At 50.5% G+C, this 18,721-nt stretch carries 15 protein-coding genes; 11 read left to right on the plus strand and 4 right to left on the minus strand.

Annotated elements, in window-relative coordinates:
- Positions 1-65: 65 nt before the first annotated feature.
- From carB to rimI, 3 genes are read right to left on the minus strand one after another with little or no spacing between them, the layout of a single operon-like run.
- Positions 66-3,245: a carbamoyl-phosphate synthase large subunit gene (gene carB / locus tca_RS04725; RefSeq protein ID WP_286708565.1), complete on the minus strand. Its 3,180-nt coding sequence runs from the start codon at positions 3,243-3,245 to the stop codon at positions 66-68.
- Positions 3,246-3,266: 21 nt separating this feature from the next.
- Positions 3,267-4,349 carry a glutamine-hydrolyzing carbamoyl-phosphate synthase small subunit gene (carA, locus tag tca_RS04730; RefSeq protein ID WP_286708566.1) on the minus strand — a complete coding sequence of 361 codons (1,083 nt, stop codon included), beginning with the start codon at positions 4,347-4,349 and terminating at the stop codon, positions 3,267-3,269.
- Positions 4,350-4,383: 34 nt separating this feature from the next.
- Complete coding sequence (rimI, locus tag tca_RS04735) at positions 4,384-4,854, minus strand: ribosomal protein S18-alanine N-acetyltransferase (protein ID WP_010876630.1); 471 nt, start codon at positions 4,852-4,854, stop codon at positions 4,384-4,386.
- Positions 4,855-4,873: 19 nt separating this feature from the next.
- On the opposite strand from rimI, the gene tca_RS04740 reads away from it, so the two are divergent.
- The 3 genes from tca_RS04740 to cobK all read left to right on the plus strand — a co-directional run bounded on the left by tca_RS04740 (position 4,874) and on the right by cobK (position 8,986).
- Positions 4,874-5,275 carry a UPF0146 family protein gene (locus tca_RS04740; protein ID WP_286708567.1) on the plus strand — a complete coding sequence of 134 codons (402 nt, stop codon included), beginning with the start codon at positions 4,874-4,876 and terminating at the stop codon, positions 5,273-5,275.
- 289 nt (positions 5,276-5,564) lie between these two features.
- Positions 5,565-8,099 (plus strand): calcium-translocating P-type ATPase, PMCA-type, encoded by a 2,535-nt coding sequence (locus tca_RS04745; RefSeq protein WP_286708568.1) that lies wholly within the window; start codon positions 5,565-5,567, stop codon positions 8,097-8,099.
- Between the two features lie 92 nt (positions 8,100-8,191).
- Positions 8,192-8,986, plus strand: a complete 795-nt coding sequence (gene cobK / locus tca_RS04750; RefSeq protein ID WP_286708569.1) for a precorrin-6A reductase — start codon at positions 8,192-8,194, stop codon at positions 8,984-8,986.
- A 54-nt stretch (positions 8,987-9,040) separates the two neighbouring features.
- Here cobK and glp read toward each other — a convergent pair whose 3' ends face one another.
- Positions 9,041-10,267 carry a gephyrin-like molybdotransferase Glp gene (gene glp / locus tca_RS04755; protein WP_286708570.1) on the minus strand — a complete coding sequence of 409 codons (1,227 nt, stop codon included), beginning with the start codon at positions 10,265-10,267 and terminating at the stop codon, positions 9,041-9,043.
- A 142-nt stretch (positions 10,268-10,409) separates the two neighbouring features.
- Here glp and eif1A point away from each other — a divergent pair, with 142 nt between their 5' ends.
- The 8 genes from eif1A (at position 10,410) to tca_RS04795 (ending at position 18,581) form a co-directional block, all read left to right on the plus strand.
- Entirely contained in the window at positions 10,410-10,709 is a 300-nt protein-coding gene (eif1A, locus tag tca_RS04760) for a translation initiation factor eIF-1A (protein WP_010876635.1), read from the plus strand.
- Between the two features lie 11 nt (positions 10,710-10,720).
- On the plus strand, positions 10,721-11,533 hold the full coding sequence (locus tag tca_RS04765; protein ID WP_286708571.1) for a serine protein kinase RIO: 813 nt from the start codon (positions 10,721-10,723) through the stop codon (positions 11,531-11,533).
- Between the two features lie 187 nt (positions 11,534-11,720).
- Positions 11,721-12,287 (plus strand): KH domain-containing protein, encoded by a 567-nt coding sequence (locus tag tca_RS04770; protein ID WP_048060946.1) that lies wholly within the window; start codon positions 11,721-11,723, stop codon positions 12,285-12,287.
- 190 nt (positions 12,288-12,477) lie between these two features.
- Complete coding sequence (top6B, locus tag tca_RS04775; protein ID WP_286708572.1) at positions 12,478-14,052, plus strand: DNA topoisomerase VI subunit B; 1,575 nt, start codon at positions 12,478-12,480, stop codon at positions 14,050-14,052.
- Complete coding sequence (locus tag tca_RS04780; protein ID WP_286708573.1) at positions 14,045-15,106, plus strand: DNA topoisomerase IV subunit A; 1,062 nt, start codon at positions 14,045-14,047, stop codon at positions 15,104-15,106. The genes top6B and tca_RS04780 overlap by 8 nt, the downstream gene beginning before the upstream one ends.
- A gap of 341 nt (positions 15,107-15,447) precedes the next feature.
- Positions 15,448-16,461, plus strand: coding sequence for a phosphorylating glyceraldehyde-3-phosphate dehydrogenase (locus tca_RS04785; RefSeq protein ID WP_286708574.1), 1,014 nt, complete (start codon positions 15,448-15,450; stop codon positions 16,459-16,461).
- A gap of 23 nt (positions 16,462-16,484) precedes the next feature.
- Positions 16,485-17,321 (plus strand): deoxyribonuclease IV, encoded by an 837-nt coding sequence (locus tca_RS04790; RefSeq protein ID WP_353681333.1) that lies wholly within the window; start codon positions 16,485-16,487, stop codon positions 17,319-17,321.
- A 144-nt stretch (positions 17,322-17,465) separates the two neighbouring features.
- Positions 17,466-18,581, plus strand: a complete 1,116-nt coding sequence (locus tca_RS04795) for an AAA family ATPase (protein ID WP_286708576.1) — start codon at positions 17,466-17,468, stop codon at positions 18,579-18,581.
- The last annotated feature ends 140 nt before the right edge of the window (positions 18,582-18,721 follow it).

Raw genomic sequence — 18,721 nt, forward strand, 5'->3', positions numbered from 1 at the left:
ATTCACCTCTCAGTTCTATGGCTTCACATAAACTTAAACATATGATGGTATCATGGTGCTCAGATTCACATATCATGGTATTCGTCAAGGGACTTCACTGTTATTTTTCCCATGCGAACTGCTTCAATGGCATTCAGGGCCGCCCTTGCGCCTGCAAGTGTCGTGACGTAGGGTATTCCAAGTTCAACGGCCATCCTCCTTATGAGGTAGCCGTCATCGGCTGACTGCTTCCCGGATGGTGTGTTTATTATGAGACCAACTTCACCATCCAGAATTGCGTCCCTGATGTTTGGTGATCCCTGGCTCACCTTCCTCACGACCTCTATATCTGCAATGTCACTGACTGCCCTGGCTGTTCCCCTTGTTGCCATGATCCTGAAGCCGAGTTCATCGGCCTTTTTAACGATATCGGCTATCTTATCCTTGTCCTGGTCCCTGACACTTATGAAGACCTTCCCCTCATTGAGGAGGTCCATGCTGGCTGATAGCTGGGACTTGTAGTAGGCTATGCCAAAGTTCTCATCTATTCCCATGGCCTCGCCTGTTGATTTCATCTCGGGGCCCAGAACCGAATCTGCTCCAGGGAGCTTTATGAATGGGAATACAGACTCCTTCACAGCCACGTGTTCTATATCCTTTTCCTCTGTGAGACCAAGGTCCCTGAGCTTCGCACCCATCATGAGCCTTGCAGCCATCTTGGCAAGGGGAACCCCGGTCGCCTTGCTGACAAAGGGTACTGTACGGCTTGCCCTCGGGTTTGCCTCGAGTATGTAGACTGATGGATCTGAGTCTGGCTTTACAGCGTACTGTATGTTTATGAGGCCCACCACCTCAAGTTCAAGGGCCAGTTTCCTTGTGTACTCCTTTATGGTATCAATTATATCCTCAGGGATGCTCTGTGGTGGTATCACACACGCTGAATCCCCTGAGTGGACTCCTGCCTCCTCGATGTGCTCCATTATACCTCCTATGTAGACGTCGGTGCCGTCGCAGAGTGCATCCACGTCGACCTCTATGGCATCCTCGAGGAACTTGTCCACCAGTATGGGGTGTTCAGGGGATACACGGACAGCCTCCCTCATGTATTCCTCAAGCTCCACATCATCATAGACGATCTCCATGGCCCTACCACCCAGGACATAGGAGGGCCTTACGAGTACAGGGTAGCCTATGCGTTCAGCCACAGCCCTTGCATCCTCAAAGGACTTGGCGATTCCGTAGGGTGCCTGGGGTATTCCCAGTTTATTCAGCACCTCAGTGAATCTTTCACGGTCCTCGACCCTGTCTATGCTCTCATGTGGTGTTCCGAGTATCCTCACACCAGCCTCTGCCAGGGGGACCGCCAGGTTTATGGATGTCTGGCCACCGAACTGGACAACAACACCCTCGGGTTTCTCCTTCTCGATGATGGCGAGGACGTCCTCAAGGGTAAGGGGCTCGAAGTAGAGCTTATCTGAGATGTCATAATCTGTACTCACTGTCTCCGGGTTGTTGTTGACCATTATGGTCTCATATCCATCCTCAGTGAGGGCCATGGCGGCGTGGACGCAGCAGTAGTCGAACTCTATACCCTGGCCTATCCTTATTGGACCTGAACCTATGATGAGGACCTTTTTACGGTCTGATACCTCCACCTCATCTTCAAGGTCATAGCAGCCATAGTAGTAGGGCGTCCTGGCCTCAAACTCAGCTGCGCATGTATCAACCATCTTGTAGACAGGTTTTATGTTGTTCTCAAGTCTCAGGGCCCTGATACTGGATTCATCCATACCTGTGAGGGATGCGAGTCTTGAATCTGAAAAGCCCATCCGCTTGGCCTTGAGGAGTATGCGGGGGTCCTCCAGTGATTCCCCGGTGAGGGATGATTCAAATTCAGCTATGTTGCCTATCTTCTGGAGGAAGAAGGGGTCTATCTGTGTCAGGCCATGTATCTCCTCTATACTCATACCATCCCTGAGGGCAGTGTAGACCTGAAAGAGCCTCTGGTCCGTTGGATTCTCAAGGTCCGCCCTGGTGTATGGTGTCTCGGTGAATCCGTGTGCACCGATGTCCAGGGACCTTATGGCCTTGTTGAGGGATTCCTCAAGGGTTCTCCCTATGGCCATGACCTCCCCCGTGGACTTCATCTGAACCCCTATCTCCCTGCTTATCCCCTTGAACTTGTCAAAGGGCCAGCGGGGGATCTTTGTGACCACGTAATCTATTGTGGGCTCGAAGGACGCCGGTGTTTCCTTGGTGATGTCGTTCTGTATCTCATCCAGGGTCATCCCGACGGCTATCTTGGCCGCTATCTTGGCTATGGGGTAACCCGTGGCCTTGGATGCCAGTGCACTGCTCCTGCTGACCCTCGGGTTCACCTCTATGACCTTGTATTCGCCGGTCTCCGGGTGGACAGCGAACTGTATGTTACAGCCACCCTCTATCTTGAGGGCCCTTATGATCTTTATGGCCGCATCCCTCAGCCTCTGGTTGTCCTCGTCGCTGAGGGTCTGGGCAGGTGCAACCACCACGCTTTCACCTGTGTGTATACCCATGGGGTCGATGTTCTCCATGTTACAGACGATTATACAGGTGTCATTCCGGTCCCTCATAACCTCGTACTCGAATTCCTTCCAGCCCAGGACTGACTGGTCAATGAGGACCTGGTTGATGAAGCTCATCTCGAGGCCCCTTGTTGCTATCTCAATGAGTTCGTCCCGGCTGTGGGCCACTCCACCCCCTGTTCCCCCGAGGGTGAAGGCGGGCCTCACGATCACAGGGTAGCCTATCTCCTCAACCGCCTCAAGGGCCTCCTCAACTGAACTGACGGCCCTGGCTGCTGGTACGGGTTCGTTGAGCTTCTTCATGAAGCTGTCAAAGAGGTCACGGTCCTCCACGTTCCTTATGGTTTCAATGGATGAACCTATAACACGGACTCCCTCCAGGGCGCCCATCTCTGCAAGGCCCGTTGCAACGTTTAGGCCTGTCTGGCCGCCCATCGTTGGGAGTACTGCGTCAGGCTTCTCCTTCTGGATTATCTTGGCAACGATCTCGGGTGTGAGGGGTTCGACGTAGACCCTGTCGGCCATTTCCATGTCGGTCTGTATGGTTGCAGGGTTCGAGTTCACAAGTACTGTCTCTATTCCCTCCTCCCTGAGTGATTTACATGCCTGAGAGCCAGAGTAGTCAAATTCAGCTGCCTGGCCTATCTGTATAGGGCCAGAACCTATGATAAGTACCTTATTGATGCTTTCATCCCGCGGCATTTTATCCCCATTCCTTTCATCTTAATATTCCCTTAAAACATCCGCAAAGCGGTCAAAGATGTTGACTGTGTCATGTGGCCCTGGACCCGCCTCAGGGTGATACTGGACACTGAACACCGGGAGTTCCCTGTGCTCTATACCCTCCGGTGTTCTGTCGTTGAGATTCAGCTGGGTTATCTCTATGTCGGTGCCCTCCACCGAATCAGGGTCAACCGTGAATCCATGGTTCTGGGAGGTTATTGAAACCATCCCGCTCCTCAGGTCCTTCACAGGCTGATTTACGCCCCTGTGACCAAACTTCATCTTGTATATGCGGGCCCCGAAGGCCAGTGCGATTATCTGCTGTCCGAGGCATATCCCGAATATTGGCAGACGTTCGGATAGTGCTTTAACTGTGTCTATGGCATCCCTCACACGTGTGGGGTCCCCTGGTCCGCTTGATATGAGGAGACCGTCGGGCTCGTAATCCATGATCTCAGCGGGTGATGTGGTGTAGGGTACGATCACGACCTCCAGATCCCTTTCAAGGAGGGCATCTATGCTGTTCCTCTTGATTCCGCAGTCAACTATAACAACCCTCCCTGATGCATCCTCATTCAGGATTACAGGCTCCCTTACACACACCATATCCACAAGGTCGATTTCTGTTATGTCTGGCTGTTTCACCGCCATTTCAAGCAGTTCCTCATCATCAATCTCCTCGGTTGCCAGGGCACCCTTCATGGTACCCTTATCCCTTATCTTTATTGTCAGGGCGCGTGTATCCACTCCAGCTATCCCTGGAATCCCATATTCCTCCAGGAAGTCCGGGAGAGTCTTTTCTGACAGGCTGTGTGAGGGTGCAGGGCACATCTCCCTGACGATGAGACCCTCGGCCTTTATCCCATCTGACTGGTACCACTCCTCGGTGACGCCGTAATTGCCCTGTAATGGGTAGGTTGGCATCAGTATCTGGCCCCTGTATGATGGATCTGTGAGGGACTCAACGTATCCTGTCATTCCCGTTGCAAAGACAACCTCCCCTGTTTTCACAGTTTCCGATCCGAAGGCTTCTCCTCTGATTATGGTACCGTCTTCCAAGGCGAGTTTTGCTTCCTTAAACATTTCACCACCATGATCCTGATTTCCTTTGATTAGATTAGACTGGTCGATATTCATGGCCATGGAGTGAATCAGGCTGGAGATCCATCCTCATGACCACAGCATCCTCTCCATCCTCATAATAGTTCTCTAATATCTTCTCCTCACTGAAGCCAAGGGCCCGGTAGAATTTTATGGCCCCTTTATTCCTTGCCCTTACCTCCAGTTTAATATTTTTAATGTGAAATTTTTCAAATATACTTATGGCTGTCATGACAAGTGCCGCCCCAACACCCCTCCTGCGGTAATCTTTATCAACTGCAAGTGAGATAATATGACCCTCATCCTCAAAACGGATCCAGAATATTATGAATCCAACGACCTTCCCATCCTCCTGGGCCACAAGGAAGCCTGCTCCAAGGTTGTAGATGTCCCTGAGGAGGTGGGCGGGGTATGGGTCCATGAAGGAGTCCCTTTCAATCTTAAGGACCACCTTAAGGTCCTGTGGTCTGAACTCTCTTATTATCATCTCTATCTCCGTGGTATCAATGTGGAAGGATCTTGCAGTTTACATAATCAGGTGCTCGGGGCCGGGAACCCGTGTTGTTGAGGTGGGTGCCGGCAGGTTCCTCTATGTTTCAGATTACATCAGGAAACATTCAAAGGTTGATTTGGTTCTTACAGATATTAAACCTTCCCATGGAGGCATTGTACGTGATGACATCACATCCCCCAGGATGGAGATCTACCGTGGTGCCAGAGTCATATACTCCATAAGACCGCCGGCAGAGATCCACAGCTCCCTCATGAGGGTCGCCGATGCTGTGGGGGCGCGGCTAATAATTAAGCCCCTGACAGGGGAGGATATTGTAACGGAAAGGAAGATGAAACTTGTCAATTATGGCAGGACATACTTCTATGAATACATAGCTGAAGTCCGCAGTAGGTGAAAGAATAGCTAACCATGTAAATGGGTGCCTTGCCACCTTGATCCCGTAACTGGTACCGAGCACTGAATGTGCACATCACTTTATATTATATTTATTATGAGATGGATATGGAAATAACGTTGAAGAACAGCCGGACTTATGATGGATATGAGAACAACATTGAATAACTGGACTGAGAGAAAATCCGCAGACGGAACTTATATGAAAGAATAACGTTGAAGAACAGCTGGTTGACAGAATAGAATGAACTTATTAAATGTGCTAATTAAAGATTTAAGACGTGTTTAAAATGAAATGGGCTGATATGAGTTTAGATGAAGTTTTAAAGGAACTTAAAACGTCCAGGAAGGGTCTAAGCCAGGACGAGGCATCGAGGAGACTTGAGAAATACGGGAAGAACGAACTCGTTGAGGAGAAGAAGGCTGGCCCGGTGAAGCTATTCCTCAGCCAGTTCATGGACATACTCATAATACTCCTCATACTGGCTGCCGTTGCATCCTACTTCGTGGGTGACGTCCTTGACTCTGCAGTCATCCTCTTCGTTGTGGTTGTAAACGCCACCGTTGGATTCATCCAGGAGTACCGGGCCGAGCGTGCCATGGAGAAACTCAAGGGTCTGGTATCGACAGAAGCTGTCGTCATAAGGGACGGTGAGACCCTGAGGATCCCTGCATCCGAGCTAACCCTGGGAGACATGGTGATCATAGAGGAGGGAGACAATGTACCCGCCGACCTCCGGTTGATAGAAACCTATGATCTCCGGATAGATGAATCAGCCCTCACCGGGGAATCAATACCCGTCAGGAAGACACATGAAAATCCTGAAGATGAAAGGGATGTTATTGCATTCATGGACTCCAACGTTGTCTCAGGGCGCGGCAGAGGGGCTGTGATAGCCACCGGCATGGAGACCTCCATGGGTAAAATCGCCAGGATGATACAGGAGGATGAGGGTAAAACACCCCTCCAGGAGAAGATAATCTCCCTAGGGAAGAACCTCGGCCTCATAGCAGTGGTGGTATGTGCCCTTGTATTTGCAATACAGTTCCTCCGCGGCCTGCCACTGGTGGACACATTCATGACAGCAGTTTCCCTTGCCGTCGCATCTGTACCTGAGGGACTGCCAGCAATACTAACACTGACCCTTGCCCTTGGAATGCAGAGGATGGCCAGGAGCAACGCCATAGTTAGGAGACTCCTTGCAGTGGAGACACTCGGTTCCTGCTCTGTGATCTGCACAGACAAGACAGGTACACTGACCCACAACCGGATGACTGTGAGGGAATCAGAGCTCACATCACCGGAAATGGCCCTCCTGGTATGCGCCCTCTGCAACAACGCCACATCATCTGAGGGGGCTGTGATAGGTGACCCCACGGATGCTGCCATACTGAACTTCGCAGCTGAGAAGGGCTACCTGCGGGATGAACTCGAAAGGAAGTATCCCCGTCTGGCAGAGATACCCCTTGACAGTACAAGAAAGAGGATGAGCACCATAAACCAGCTGGAGGACGGACGGTATCTCCTCGTGAAGGGAGCCCCGGAGATAATACTCAGAAGATGCCGCTACATCGACAGCGGTGAAGGTGTTAAGGAACTGACTGATGAAGAAGTGGAGAGGTGGCTCTCCAGACTCAATGATATGACTTCAAGGGCCCTCCGGGTGCTTGCACTAGCATACAGGAAACTCCCTGACGGTGACGATGAGGAGAAGGACCTGGTGTTTGTCGGACTTGTTGGTATGATGGATCCACCAAGAAGGGAGGCTGCAGATGCCATAGAAACATGTAAGAGGGCCGGTATAAAAGTCGTTATGATTACAGGGGATCACAGGGACACCGCTGTTGCCATAGCACAGGAACTGGGACTCATGGACAATGGGATGGCCCTCACAGGCAGGGAGCTTGATGAGCTCAGTGAGGGGGAGTTCCATGAAATCGTTGAGGATGTGAGGGTCTATGCACGTGTTTTTCCCGAGCAGAAGGTCCGGATAGTTGAGGCCCTCCAGGGCAGGGGCCATGTGGTCGCCATGACCGGTGACGGAGTGAACGATGCCCCGGCCCTCAAGAAGGCTGCCATCGGTGTGGCCATGGGTAGCGGTACAGATGTGGCCAGGGAATCCTCCGACATGGTACTCCAGGATGATAACTTTGCAACCATCGTCAGGGCGGTTAAGGAGGGCAGAACGATATTCGATAATATAAGGCGTTTTGTTAAGTTCCAGCTCTCAACAAACGTGGGGGCCATCCTGACAATTGTGTCAGCATCCCTCATCAACCTCCCGGTCCCCTTCAACCCGATACAGATACTCTGGATCAACATAATAATGGATGGACCACCTGCACAGTCCCTGGGTGTTGAGCCCCCTGAGTCAGATATAATGCTCCGCGGACCTGAACGGGAGAATATACTCCCAGGGAGGAACATCCTGAGGATAATCCTTGCGGGTGCTGTGATGGCCGCCGGTACCCTGGGGCTCTACATGTACATGCTATCATCAGGGGCTGGGATTGAGAGGGCCATGACAGTGGCCTTCACGGTGTTCGTCGTCTTCCAGATATTCAACGTCTTCAACTGCAAGTCACGGACTGGCCTGTCAAACAGGGCGCTGATCCTTGCTGTTGTGGCCTCACTGGCCCTGCAGATCCTCGTGATCTACCTTGCACCCCTTGAGGGCATATTCAGGACTGTGCCACTATCCGTGGTGGACTGGGTGCTAATAGTCCTGGTGGCATCACTGATACTCATCCTCGAGGCCGTCCTGAGATTCGCCGATGGGAGAAATAAGGTAGGGAACCGTGTAAAACCTGAGATAAAGGAGTGAACAAACAGAACATTATCCTCTGGAGAAGAAAAACAATGAACCCTGGAGATAAAGGAGTGAACAAACAGGAAAGTGGCCGGCAGAGAGAAAAAATGTCTGTCATCGTTATGGCCGGGACAGAGGATGCCCGGAGGATAATATCGAGGCTCTCAGAGATGCCATGGGTCGAGGTGACAGCCACTGCGACAACAGAGCATGGATCTGACCTTGCAGAGAAGTCTGGAGCCTCAAGGGCAGTTACAGGATCCCTCGACAGTGATGGGCTCCGTGAACTCATGGCAGACCTTGATGCCTGCATCCTGATTGACGCCACCCACCCCTTCGCAGCACAGGCGACACGGAATGCCCTCAGGGCCTGCAGGGAAACTGGAACCCTTTATGTGAGGTTTGAAAGGCCGGAAGTTATCCCCGATGGAGTTATAAGGGTCGGTTCATTCAGGGAGGCCGGTGAAGTCGCCTCATCCCTCATAGGGGATGGGGAGGTTGTGATGCACCTTGCCGGTGTATCCACCCTGGGGGATGTCCTCAGATCCCTTGAACCTGAGAGGGTTGCTGTCCGCGTACTCCCCTCCACCTCATCCATCGCGAAATGCCTCCAGCTGGGTGTCCCGGCCAGCCATATCATCGCCATGCAGGGGAGGTTCTCGGCTGAAATGAACCTTGCCATCCTCCGCGAATACCGTGCAGGTGCTGTTATAACCAAGGAGAGTGGTGAAACAGGTGGGCTCCCAGAGAAGGTTGAGGCGGCATCAGAACTTGGCATACCTGTTATACTCGTGGAGAGGCCGGAGGTTAACCTTGAGGGTGAGGCTGTCTTCGGTGACATCAACGACCTCATGGACCATGTTCTGAAGATCCTCAGGGATATGGGAGAGCCAGGTGACTGAAGTGATCCCCGGGACCTCACACCGACCCTTTAACTGCTGATTTTCTACCCCATACTACTGATTTTCGAAGAGGACAACTTCAACTTCCTCTCCCTCATTGATGATCTCAATGTTCTTGGGGACCTCGATGTAACCATCGGCCCCTGCCAGGGCTGCTACTGCACCTGAATCCTTGAATATTGGGCGTGCATAATCCCCCTCCACCATCACAAGTGCATAGTGCACCCTGCCCCTTGATGAATGGAGCCTCTCCGCAAGTTTAAGGGTTTTAACCTGCCCTGAGGATGCCTTTTTACCTGACAGTTTCCTGATGAATGGTTCTATGAGTGACATGAACACTATGAGGGCTGATACAGGGAAGCCTGGGAGTCCGACAACAATTTTATCATCAACCACCCCGACTATGGTGGGTTTACCAGGCTTTATTGAGATACCATGAATAACCACCCTGCCCAGTTCATCCAGGACCTCCGAGAGTATGTCACCGACCCCTGCAGATGTCCCCCCGGATGTTATTACAATATCAGCCTCCTCAAGACCCCTGAGGATGGCATCCCTGAGCTCTCCATAGTCATCCCGCACTATACCGCCATGTTTAACAGAGCAGCCAGCCTCCTTCAGGGCGGATGAAAGGCCCGCGGAATTTGAATCAAATATTTTACCTGGCTCTAGCTGTCCTGATGGCTCAATGAGTTCATTACCAGTGGATATAACACATACAGATGGCTTTGAAATCACATTGACGCGGGTTATCCCTGCAGCTGAGAGGGCTGCTATTTTATCGGGTGAGAGTATGGTTCCGGCCCTGAGGAGGACGCTTCCCGCCCTGATATCGGATCCCCTTGCAGCTATGTGCTGGGAGGGGTAGGCAGGTCTCTGGATGTAAACCCGGTCACCCTCCTCCAAGGTGTACTCCACCATGACCACTGCGTCTGCACCCTCAGGCACAGGGGCCCCGGTACTTATCCGGGTACACAAACCCTCAGAGAGCTCAAGGGACGGTACAGACCCAGCATCAACGGTCTCGATGCACCTCAAAGTGACAGGGTTCTCCTCATCTGCCCCGAAGGTGTCCGCGGCCCTCACAGCGTAGCCATCCCTGGAGGCCCTGTCAAATGGTGGGAGGTCCACCGGACTTTCAGTGTCATCAGCAAGCACCCTTCCATCAGCATCCAGTATATCAACAGTTTCAGTGCCCTGCCTGTAGAGTTCACTGAACAGTTTCCCTGTTATTCTCCTGGCATCATCCAGATCGATTATCTCAAGAAATTCAACACCCATCAAATCACCGCGAATCTAGTCTCCTGAGCAATTTATTTATATCTGCAGAGGTAATAAATTATAATGTCTATTTCTTTGATTGCTGGATATTAAATTCCATTAAAATCAAAGTTAATCAACGAAAAAATCAGGAGGAGAGTATTTGAGTAGAGGACATCAGACACAGGAAGTCAGGCGTGTTAGGACCCCGAGGAGGGGTGAGATACCGGGAGTTGTTGAACAGATAATGGGCCACGGAAAACTGAAGGTGAGGTGTGCCGATGGCCATATAAGGCTCGGCCGTATCCCGGGTAAGATGAAAAAGAGGATATGGATACGTGAAGGGGACGTGGTCCTTGTTAAGCCCTGGGAGTTCCAGAGCGAAGAGAAGGCTGATATTGTCTGGAGATACACACGTACAGAGTCAAACTGGCTCGAAAGGAAGGGTTACCTTAAACTGTGAAGTTGATTTTAATGGACCCCGAAGAAACCGGGAAGGCCCCTGAGATCAGGGCCCTTAAATCCAGGGCAGTGAACAGGGTTGATTCTGACCTTGGCCGGATGGAAGCTGTTAAAAGATTGAAGGGTGTTGAGGACCGGCGGGTCGGTAGCGAGGTCTTTGATGAGCTGACCCTCAAAACCCTCTACAAGCTGGCGAATTCAGGTTATCTTGCTGTTCTCAATGGTGCTGTGAGTACCGGGAAGGAGGCCAATGTCTTCAAGGGCATCACAGACACCGACGACTTCGTTGCGGTCAAGATCTACCGGGTGGCCACATCCGACTTCAAGAAGATGCAGTACTACATCCAGGGGGACCCCCGATTCAAGGTCAGGACAACAAACAGGCGCCAGCTGGTCCAGGCCTGGGTTAACAAGGAATTCAGGAATCTTAAGAGGGCCCTTGAGGCGGGGGTCCGTGTGCCGGAACCGGTCACTGCAAGGGACAATGTACTCATAATGGAATTCATTGGTAAGGATGGTGTTCCGGCGCCCACCATGCGGGACGCCCCACCCGGGGACCCTGAGAAAGCCCTTGAGATAATAATTGAATACATGCACCGCCTCTATAAGGGAGCCAGGCTTGTCCATGGGGATCTATCATTCTTCAACATACTCAACCATTGCGGTGAACCCGTGATAATAGATGTATCCCAGGCCATGGTCCTTGACCATCCCCTTGCCAGCGAACTCCTTGAAAGGGACATAGAGAACATAATACGTGACTTCAGAAGGATAGGGGTTTCTGTAAGTGCAGATTATATGCGAGAGAGGATAACTGGAAAGTAAACATGAAGAACCGGGGAAACATATATACTGTAGAAAAAAACCAGTATGATGTTAGGGGCCTCTACAGGAAATAAACAGCAGATCCATAGGCCAGGAAGTCCCTGATAATCGGCAAACCCATGAAAACCAAAAACATTGCCAAAAACAGCATGAACCATAAACCACTTATTTCATCGAGGTGAATGAAATGCCAGCCGAGGAATACATTAAAATACCCCGTGAGAGGGTTGGAGTTTTAATAGGCAAAAACGGTGCGGTTAAGGCAAAAATAGAGCGCCTGACCCAGACTGAACTGGAAATTGACAGCGAAACCGGTGCAGTTACTCTCATACCACAGGATGAACTGGAGGACCCCCTCTCACCATGGAAGGCCAGGCACATTGTCAGGGCCATAGGGAGGGGTTTCAACCCGGAGGTTGCCCTGAGGCTCCTTGATGACGATGTTGCCCTTGAGGTCATCAAGATAACCGACTATGTTGGTAAATCCAAGAAGGCCATTGCAAGGCAGAAGGGCCGTGTCATCGGCCGTGAAGGTATAACAAGGCGTATAATCCACGATATGACAGGCGTGGACATATCTGTTTACGGCAAGACAGTTTCACTCATAGGAGAATTTGAGAAACTCGCTGTTGCCAGGGAAGCCATAGAAATGATACTTAATGGTGCAAGACACAAATCTGTGTACGCATTTCTTGAAAAGAAGAAGCAGGAACTGAAAATGAAGGAGTTTCAGGAAGGCGCTAAATTAATGTAAACTCCATCACAAACCTACTTTTCATGGGTGCTAACTTCAATTATTCTAAAGATACCCTCCAAAATGCATCTTCTGTAATAGTTACATATAGGAGTATAAGTTTATATGGCATGAATTACACATGTATCCATATGAACATGGCAGCCCCCATGTATTAATCCCATGAAAAATTTTTAAAGGAGGCGAATTTTTGGCGAGGCAAGCTTTGGATCTCTTTGATGAAGGATTCCAGGAACTCACCCCCTCAGAATTCTTCAGAAAAAACAAGCAGATGCTTGGTTTTACCGGGAAAATAAGGTCACTTACAATAGTGTTCCATGAACTCATAACCAACAGCTTTGACGCTGCCGAAGAGGCAGGTATACTCCCTGAGATCAAAATAGATCTCAAGAGGATCGGGAAGGACCACTACATCCTGAGACACCAGGACAATGGCCCAGGTATACCTGAAAAGTACATCCCAAAGGTCTTCTGTACCATGTTCGCAGGGTCAAAGTTCAGAAACATCCAGTCCAGGGGACAGCAGGGACTCGGATGCAGTGGCTGTGTGCTGCTATCACAGATGACCACAGGTAAACCCGTGAAGGTCATCTCAGGTACAATGGAAAACGGGGAACTCAAGGGGGTCAAAATGACCCTCAAGATGGATGTTAAAAAGAACCAGGGCCTCATACTCGAAAAGGAGGAAGTCGAAGTCGATGGTACCGGTGTCTGCATAGAACTCCACTTCAAGGACGTCTCCTATTCACTCTCAGAACAGGGAGCCTACGAGTACATAAGGAGGACAATGATAGCCAACCCCCATGCCAGGATAGTATTCAATGACCCAACCGGGAACCGTTACGTCTTCAACAGGGCATCAGACGTCATACCCCCAATGCCAAAGGAGGTTCTCCCCCACCCATGGGGTGTCACCGCCGATGACCTTATATTCATGGCAAAGCACACCGATAAAAGGCGGTTCGGGAGCATGCTGAAAAGCAACCTCTCAAGGATGTCCTCCATGAAGATCAAGGAACTGGAGGAACTGACAGGGATAGACCTCAACAAAAGACCGAAGGACATGAAGTGGGAGGAGGCCGAGCAGATAGTTGAGGCCTTCAAGAAGATGAAGTTCATGTCCCCACCGACCTCCGGCCTCATACCCATCGGAGAGGAGCAGATTGAGAAGGGTATGAAGGAGATACTCCAGCCAGAGTTCACAGCAACGGTAACAAGGAAGCCAAAGACCTACCGTGGGGGTATAGCCTTCATCGTTGAGGCAGGTATCGCCTACGGCGGAAACTCCGGCAGACTGGTCGGTGACCAGAGAAAGGCTGAGATAATGAGGTTCGCCAACAGGGTACCACTCACCTTCGACGCCGGAAGCTGTGCCATAACAGAGGGTGTTAAGAGCCTCGACTGGAAGCGTTACGGCATAAGGGACCTTGAAAATGCACCCATAAGCATATTCGTCAATGTGGTGTCAACCAACGTCCCCTACCTGTCAACAGGTAAGCAGAGCGTGTCACCTGAACCCGAGATACTCGGGGAGATCCGGCAGGCCACCATGATAGTTGCAAGGAAACTCTACAAGTACCTCAGGAAGAAGAAGGCAGCCAAGGAGGAGGCTCAAAGGGCGAAGATCTTTGAGACCTACGTGCCTGTGATCATAAAACAGGCCGCTCTTCTGGCGGAGAGGGAAGAACCCGATTACAGAGAACTGCTCGACACAGTTACAAGAAGGGCGAAACTTGAAATTCTGGGGGAATCACTGAATGAATAGAAGGGAAATAGCCATTAACAAACTCAAAAGTCTTGGAGACGTTATACTCGATGATGTGACCCATGGGAGGATCCCCAGGATAAAGGTCCCGTCAAGGGGCACATCCAACATAATCTATGATGAAGCTAAGAGGCACTACGTCCTTGGAGACCGATACGGTACACGTTCAATGGGTAACGTTAAGCAGATCAAGAAGATAGGGCAGATGCTCTACACAGCCAACTTCTGCAAGGACCTGGTGGCGAGGGAAAAAACAGCCACCCTCAGGGAACTCTACTACATCTCAGAGGGTTGGGAGGTGGACTTTGCGGACCAGCAGGAGTCCAACATCGTTGGTGAGGACCTTGAGGTCACCCTGGGCATGACCAGGGAGGAACTGGGCCTCATGCCAGAGGAGGACGGAGCATCCGTCTACGGGGCCCTGACTGTCCGTGAGGGTGATATTGAAATAGACGCCCTCCGATCAGGTAAATCAGGCTACAACATATCTCCAACCATCGATGAGGTTGAATTTGTGGACCATGACGTTGAACGTGTCATTGCAGTTGAGACAATGGGTATGTTCCACCGTCTCGTTCAGGAGAAGGCCTACAAGAAGTTTGATGCCCTTATAGTCGGACTGAAGGGTCAGGCTGCAAGGGCAACAAGGAGGTTCATCAAGAGGGTCAACGAGGAACTCAACCTCCCGGTTTACATCTGCAACGACGGAGATCCATGGGGATTCCATATCGCCATGGTCATAATCTCAGGCAGTGCAAAACTCGCCCATGTGAACCATCAGCTTGCAACCCCGGATGCAAAGTTCCTGGGTGTGACTGCAAGTGACATAATAAACTATGACCTTCCAACGGATCCCCTCAAGGACGTCGATGTTGTGAGGCTCAAGGAGCTCCTCCACGACCCAAGGTACAGGGGTGATTTCTGGAAGACAGAGATCAAGAAGATGCTCACTATCGGTAAGAAGGCAGAACAGCAGTCATTCTCAAAGTATGGTCTTGAGTATGTTGTAGACACCTATCTGCCAGAGAAACTCGAGGCTGTGGAGAACCAGTAGCTGAAGCATCTTACATTTTTATTTTTAGACACATAATCCTTTTTTCAAGAAAAAACTGATCGCTACTAACCCGGTGAACAATAACTGCGGTTTCTCTGTGGATGAAGCTGCACCCCCAACATTTCCTTTAAATCCCGGGCCCTTAGAGGTATCCTTTTCCCTCAGAGTCCATGGGAAGCATTAAAGATTATCAAGGGACCCCCTAATCCCGGATCCGCCATTCACCGCACTTTTAGATAAGTATATAAAATGATCCATTAAAAATAGTATCAGGTTAGGAATTTAAACTCAAGAGGTTTCCCTGGGAACAGCGTTTTTCAGGGGATAGGAGGTTTTTTTAAATGATATCTGTAGCCATTAACGGGTATGGGACAATAGGAAAGAGAGTTGCTGATGCTGTAGCTGCCCAGGACGACATGAAGGTCGCTGGTGTCAGCAAAACAAAACCTGATTTTGAGGCGAGGGTTGCAATCGAGAAAGGATACGACCTCTACGTCAGCATCCCTGAACGTGAGAAGCTCTTCGACGAGGCCGGCATACCTGTGAGCGGTACCGTGGAAGATATGCTGGAGGAAGCAGATATAGTGGTTGATGCAACACCTGAGGGTATAGGTGCAAAGAACCTTGAAATGTACAGGAAGAAGGGCATAAAGGCCATATTCCAGGGCGGTGAAAAACACGACGCCATAGGATTATCCTTCAACTCATTTGCAAACTACGATGAATCCCTTGGAGCCGACTATACCCGTGTGGTTTCATGCAACACAACAGGCCTCTGCAGAACCCTCAAACCCATCGATGACCTCTGCGGCATAAGAAAGGTGAGGGCTGTTATGGTGAGGAGGGGTGCCGACCCCGTGCAGGTCAAAAAGGGGCCGATAAACGCCATAGTACCGAACCCTCCAACCGTGCCATCACACCACGGCCCCGACCTCAAGACCGTCATGAAGGGCGTTAACATCCATACGGTGGCCCTCCTGGTCCCAACAACACTGATGCACCAGCACAACATAATGGTTGAACTTGAGGATCCTGTTGAGGCCGATGAGATAAAGGCCCGACTCGATGAGACCACGAGGGTCATGCTTGTCAGGGCCTCTGAGGGTCTCGCATCAACGGCTGAGATAATGGAGTACGCCAAGGAACTTGGAAGGTCAAGGAACGACCTCTTCGAGATACCTGTATGGGAGGAGTCAATAAACGTTGTTGACGGGGAACTCTTCTATATGCAGGCCGTCCACCAGGAGTCAGATGCTGTGCCCGAGAGTGTGGATGCCATAAGGGCACTCCTGGAGCTCGAGGAGGACAACATGAAGTCCATCATGAAGACCAACAGGGCCATGGGTATCCTCTAAATCTCCCCTTCTTTTTTCTAGTGGTGTTGTTTTTGATAAGGGTTGGTCCGGCAGGTAACCCTGTTGGTTACCGTGGAAGCACCGTCAATGTCTTCAGCAAGATCAGGGCCATGGGACTGGACGCCTATGAGTACCAGGCAACCTATGGCCTCAGGTTAAAGAAAGAGAACGCCATCAGGATTGGAGAGAACTCCAGAAAGAATGACATCCTTGTCTCGATGCACGGACCATACTACATAAACCTCTCATCGGCCAAGAAGGAAACCGTTGAAAAATCCATTGAACGCCTATTTGACTGTGCCGTTGCAGCGGAACTGATGGGAGCCTACAGGATCGTATTCCACCCTGGATTCTATGGCGACCATGGAAGATCAGGAGCCCTTGGACTCTGCATCAAAGCCCTGGATGAACTCATCGAGCGCCTCCATGGTGCAGATATCAGGGAATTCACCCTTGCACCTGAGACAACCGGTAAGAGGTCACAGCTTGGAAGCCTTGATGAGATAATACGGCTTTCAGAGGAATTCGATGAGGTCATGCCCACCATAGACTTTGCACACATACATGCAAGGGGCGGTGGATGCATAAGGGACGCCTCCAGTTACATGGGGATACTTGAGAGAATCGAGTCCAGGCTCGGATCCCATCACCTACACTGCCACTTCACAGGGATAGAGTACACCGACGCCGGGGAGAGGAAGCACCACAGCCTCTCTGAGGGCTGCGGGCCTCCCATAGAGCCCCTCATAGAGGTTCTTGTGGATGGTGGGTGGGATGCCACCATAATCTCTGAGACACCAATGAAGGACACTGATGCCCGGAAAATAAAGGGCATCATCAAGGAATACCTCCAGAGATAAGTAAACCTCCAGGAAATGATGGTAACTCTAACTTGAATCATCTGACCTAAAGGTTTATACAGACAACTGCACAATTTATTTATGATGACCTTGTTTCTGAAATATATCAGTACCAGAATTTGTTTCTGAAGAACAGGTGATGTGGTGAAATTCAACAATATAATCTATGACCCCCAGGTATCCGATAAAAAGTTTCCAGTACAGGCAGCAGACCCTGAAAGGGAGGCGAAACTTGTTGTGCTGCAGCCAGTTGGATACCCCTTTGTATGCAACCTCATGGAGGCTCCGAGGATAGACGCTGTTAACAAGGAGCTCTTTGAGATATACGCCAGGGACCAGTGGGAGGGTTTCATGGCAGCTGAGGGTTCATACCTCTTTGACCAGAAACTGCTCCCTGACTATGCCTTCAAGATAATAAGGGCCCATCCTGACGGTTCAAAGATAACCAGGAACACCTCAATAATACTCCTGGAGAATGATCGGGAGGAATTCCATGAGGTCAGGAGCAGCATCACCATGGATGACGTTATCGGGCAGGAGGACGCCAAGATAAAGTGCAGGATAATCATGAAGTACCTTGAAGATCCGGACCGCTTCAGGGACTGGGCCCCCAGGAACGTTCTCTTCCATGGAAGCCCGGGGACAGGTAAGACCATGCTTGCAAAGTCCCTTGCAAATGAACTGAAGGTCCCCCTTTACCTCATAAAGGCCACGAGCCTCATAGGGGAACATGTTGGTGATGGTGCAAGGCAGATACATGAACTCTATGAGCTCGCATCAAAGACAGCCCCCTCAGTCATATTCATAGATGAAATGGATGCCATTGGCCTTGACAGGAGATACCAGTCACTCCGTGGAGACGTCTCAGAGGTCGTAAACGCCCTCCTCACAGAGATGGATGGTATAAACCAGAACTGGGGTGTTGTAACAATAGGAGCCACCAACAACCCCGAACTGCTTGATAAGGCCATAAGGAGTCGTTTTGAGGAGGAAATTGAGTTCAAGTTGCCTGATGATGAGGAGAGAAAACTGATGCTTGAGAAATACATTGAAACCATGCCTCTCAAGGTGGATTTCCCTGTTGACAAACTTGTCAAGCTCACGAGGGAAATGTCAGGGAGGGATATAAAGGACAGGGTTCTTAAGACGGCCCTCCACCGGGCCATAGCAGAGGACAGCGCGTCTGTTAGAGCCGAACACATAGAGTACGCCCTTAAGGAGCGTAAGGTCTCAGGCGAACCCAGACACATGTTCGCCTGAAACGAACTTTTTTATCTACAGAGATAGCCTTTTACAGAGAAAGAAATAGCCGTCAAGCAATATTTAAATAGCTTTTTCACTTACATAGAAAGAATAGCTTTAACGGACTTACACCGCACAGAAAGAATAATCTTCTTAAG

Source organism: Methanothermobacter sp. EMTCatA1, assembly GCF_002356395.1.
Classification (GTDB): domain Archaea; phylum Methanobacteriota; class Methanobacteria; order Methanobacteriales; family Methanothermobacteraceae; genus Methanothermobacter; species Methanothermobacter thermautotrophicus.

What these genes read in the sequence shown, in the direction of transcription:
- carB (WP_286708565.1), bottom strand. Translation starts at nt 3,245, where the DNA reads ATGCCGCGGGATGAAAGCATCAATAAGGTACTTATCATAGGTTCTGGC.
- tca_RS04765 (WP_286708571.1), top strand. Translation starts at nt 10,721, where the DNA reads ATGGACCCCGAAGAAACCGGGAAGGCCCCTGAGATCAGGGCCCTTAAA.
- tca_RS04770 (WP_048060946.1), top strand. Translation starts at nt 11,721, where the DNA reads ATGCCAGCCGAGGAATACATTAAAATACCCCGTGAGAGGGTTGGAGTT.
- tca_RS04780 (WP_286708573.1), top strand. Translation starts at nt 14,045, where the DNA reads ATGAATAGAAGGGAAATAGCCATTAACAAACTCAAAAGTCTTGGAGAC.
- cobK (WP_286708569.1), top strand. Translation starts at nt 8,192, where the DNA reads ATGTCTGTCATCGTTATGGCCGGGACAGAGGATGCCCGGAGGATAATA.
- tca_RS04745 (WP_286708568.1), top strand. Translation starts at nt 5,565, where the DNA reads ATGAAATGGGCTGATATGAGTTTAGATGAAGTTTTAAAGGAACTTAAA.
- tca_RS04740 (WP_286708567.1), top strand. Translation starts at nt 4,874, where the DNA reads ATGTGGAAGGATCTTGCAGTTTACATAATCAGGTGCTCGGGGCCGGGA.
- tca_RS04785 (WP_286708574.1), top strand. Translation starts at nt 15,448, where the DNA reads ATGATATCTGTAGCCATTAACGGGTATGGGACAATAGGAAAGAGAGTT.
- glp (WP_286708570.1), bottom strand. Translation starts at nt 10,267, where the DNA reads ATGGGTGTTGAATTTCTTGAGATAATCGATCTGGATGATGCCAGGAGA.
- rimI (WP_010876630.1), bottom strand. Translation starts at nt 4,854, where the DNA reads ATGATAATAAGAGAGTTCAGACCACAGGACCTTAAGGTGGTCCTTAAG.
- carA (WP_286708566.1), bottom strand. Translation starts at nt 4,349, where the DNA reads ATGTTTAAGGAAGCAAAACTCGCCTTGGAAGACGGTACCATAATCAGA.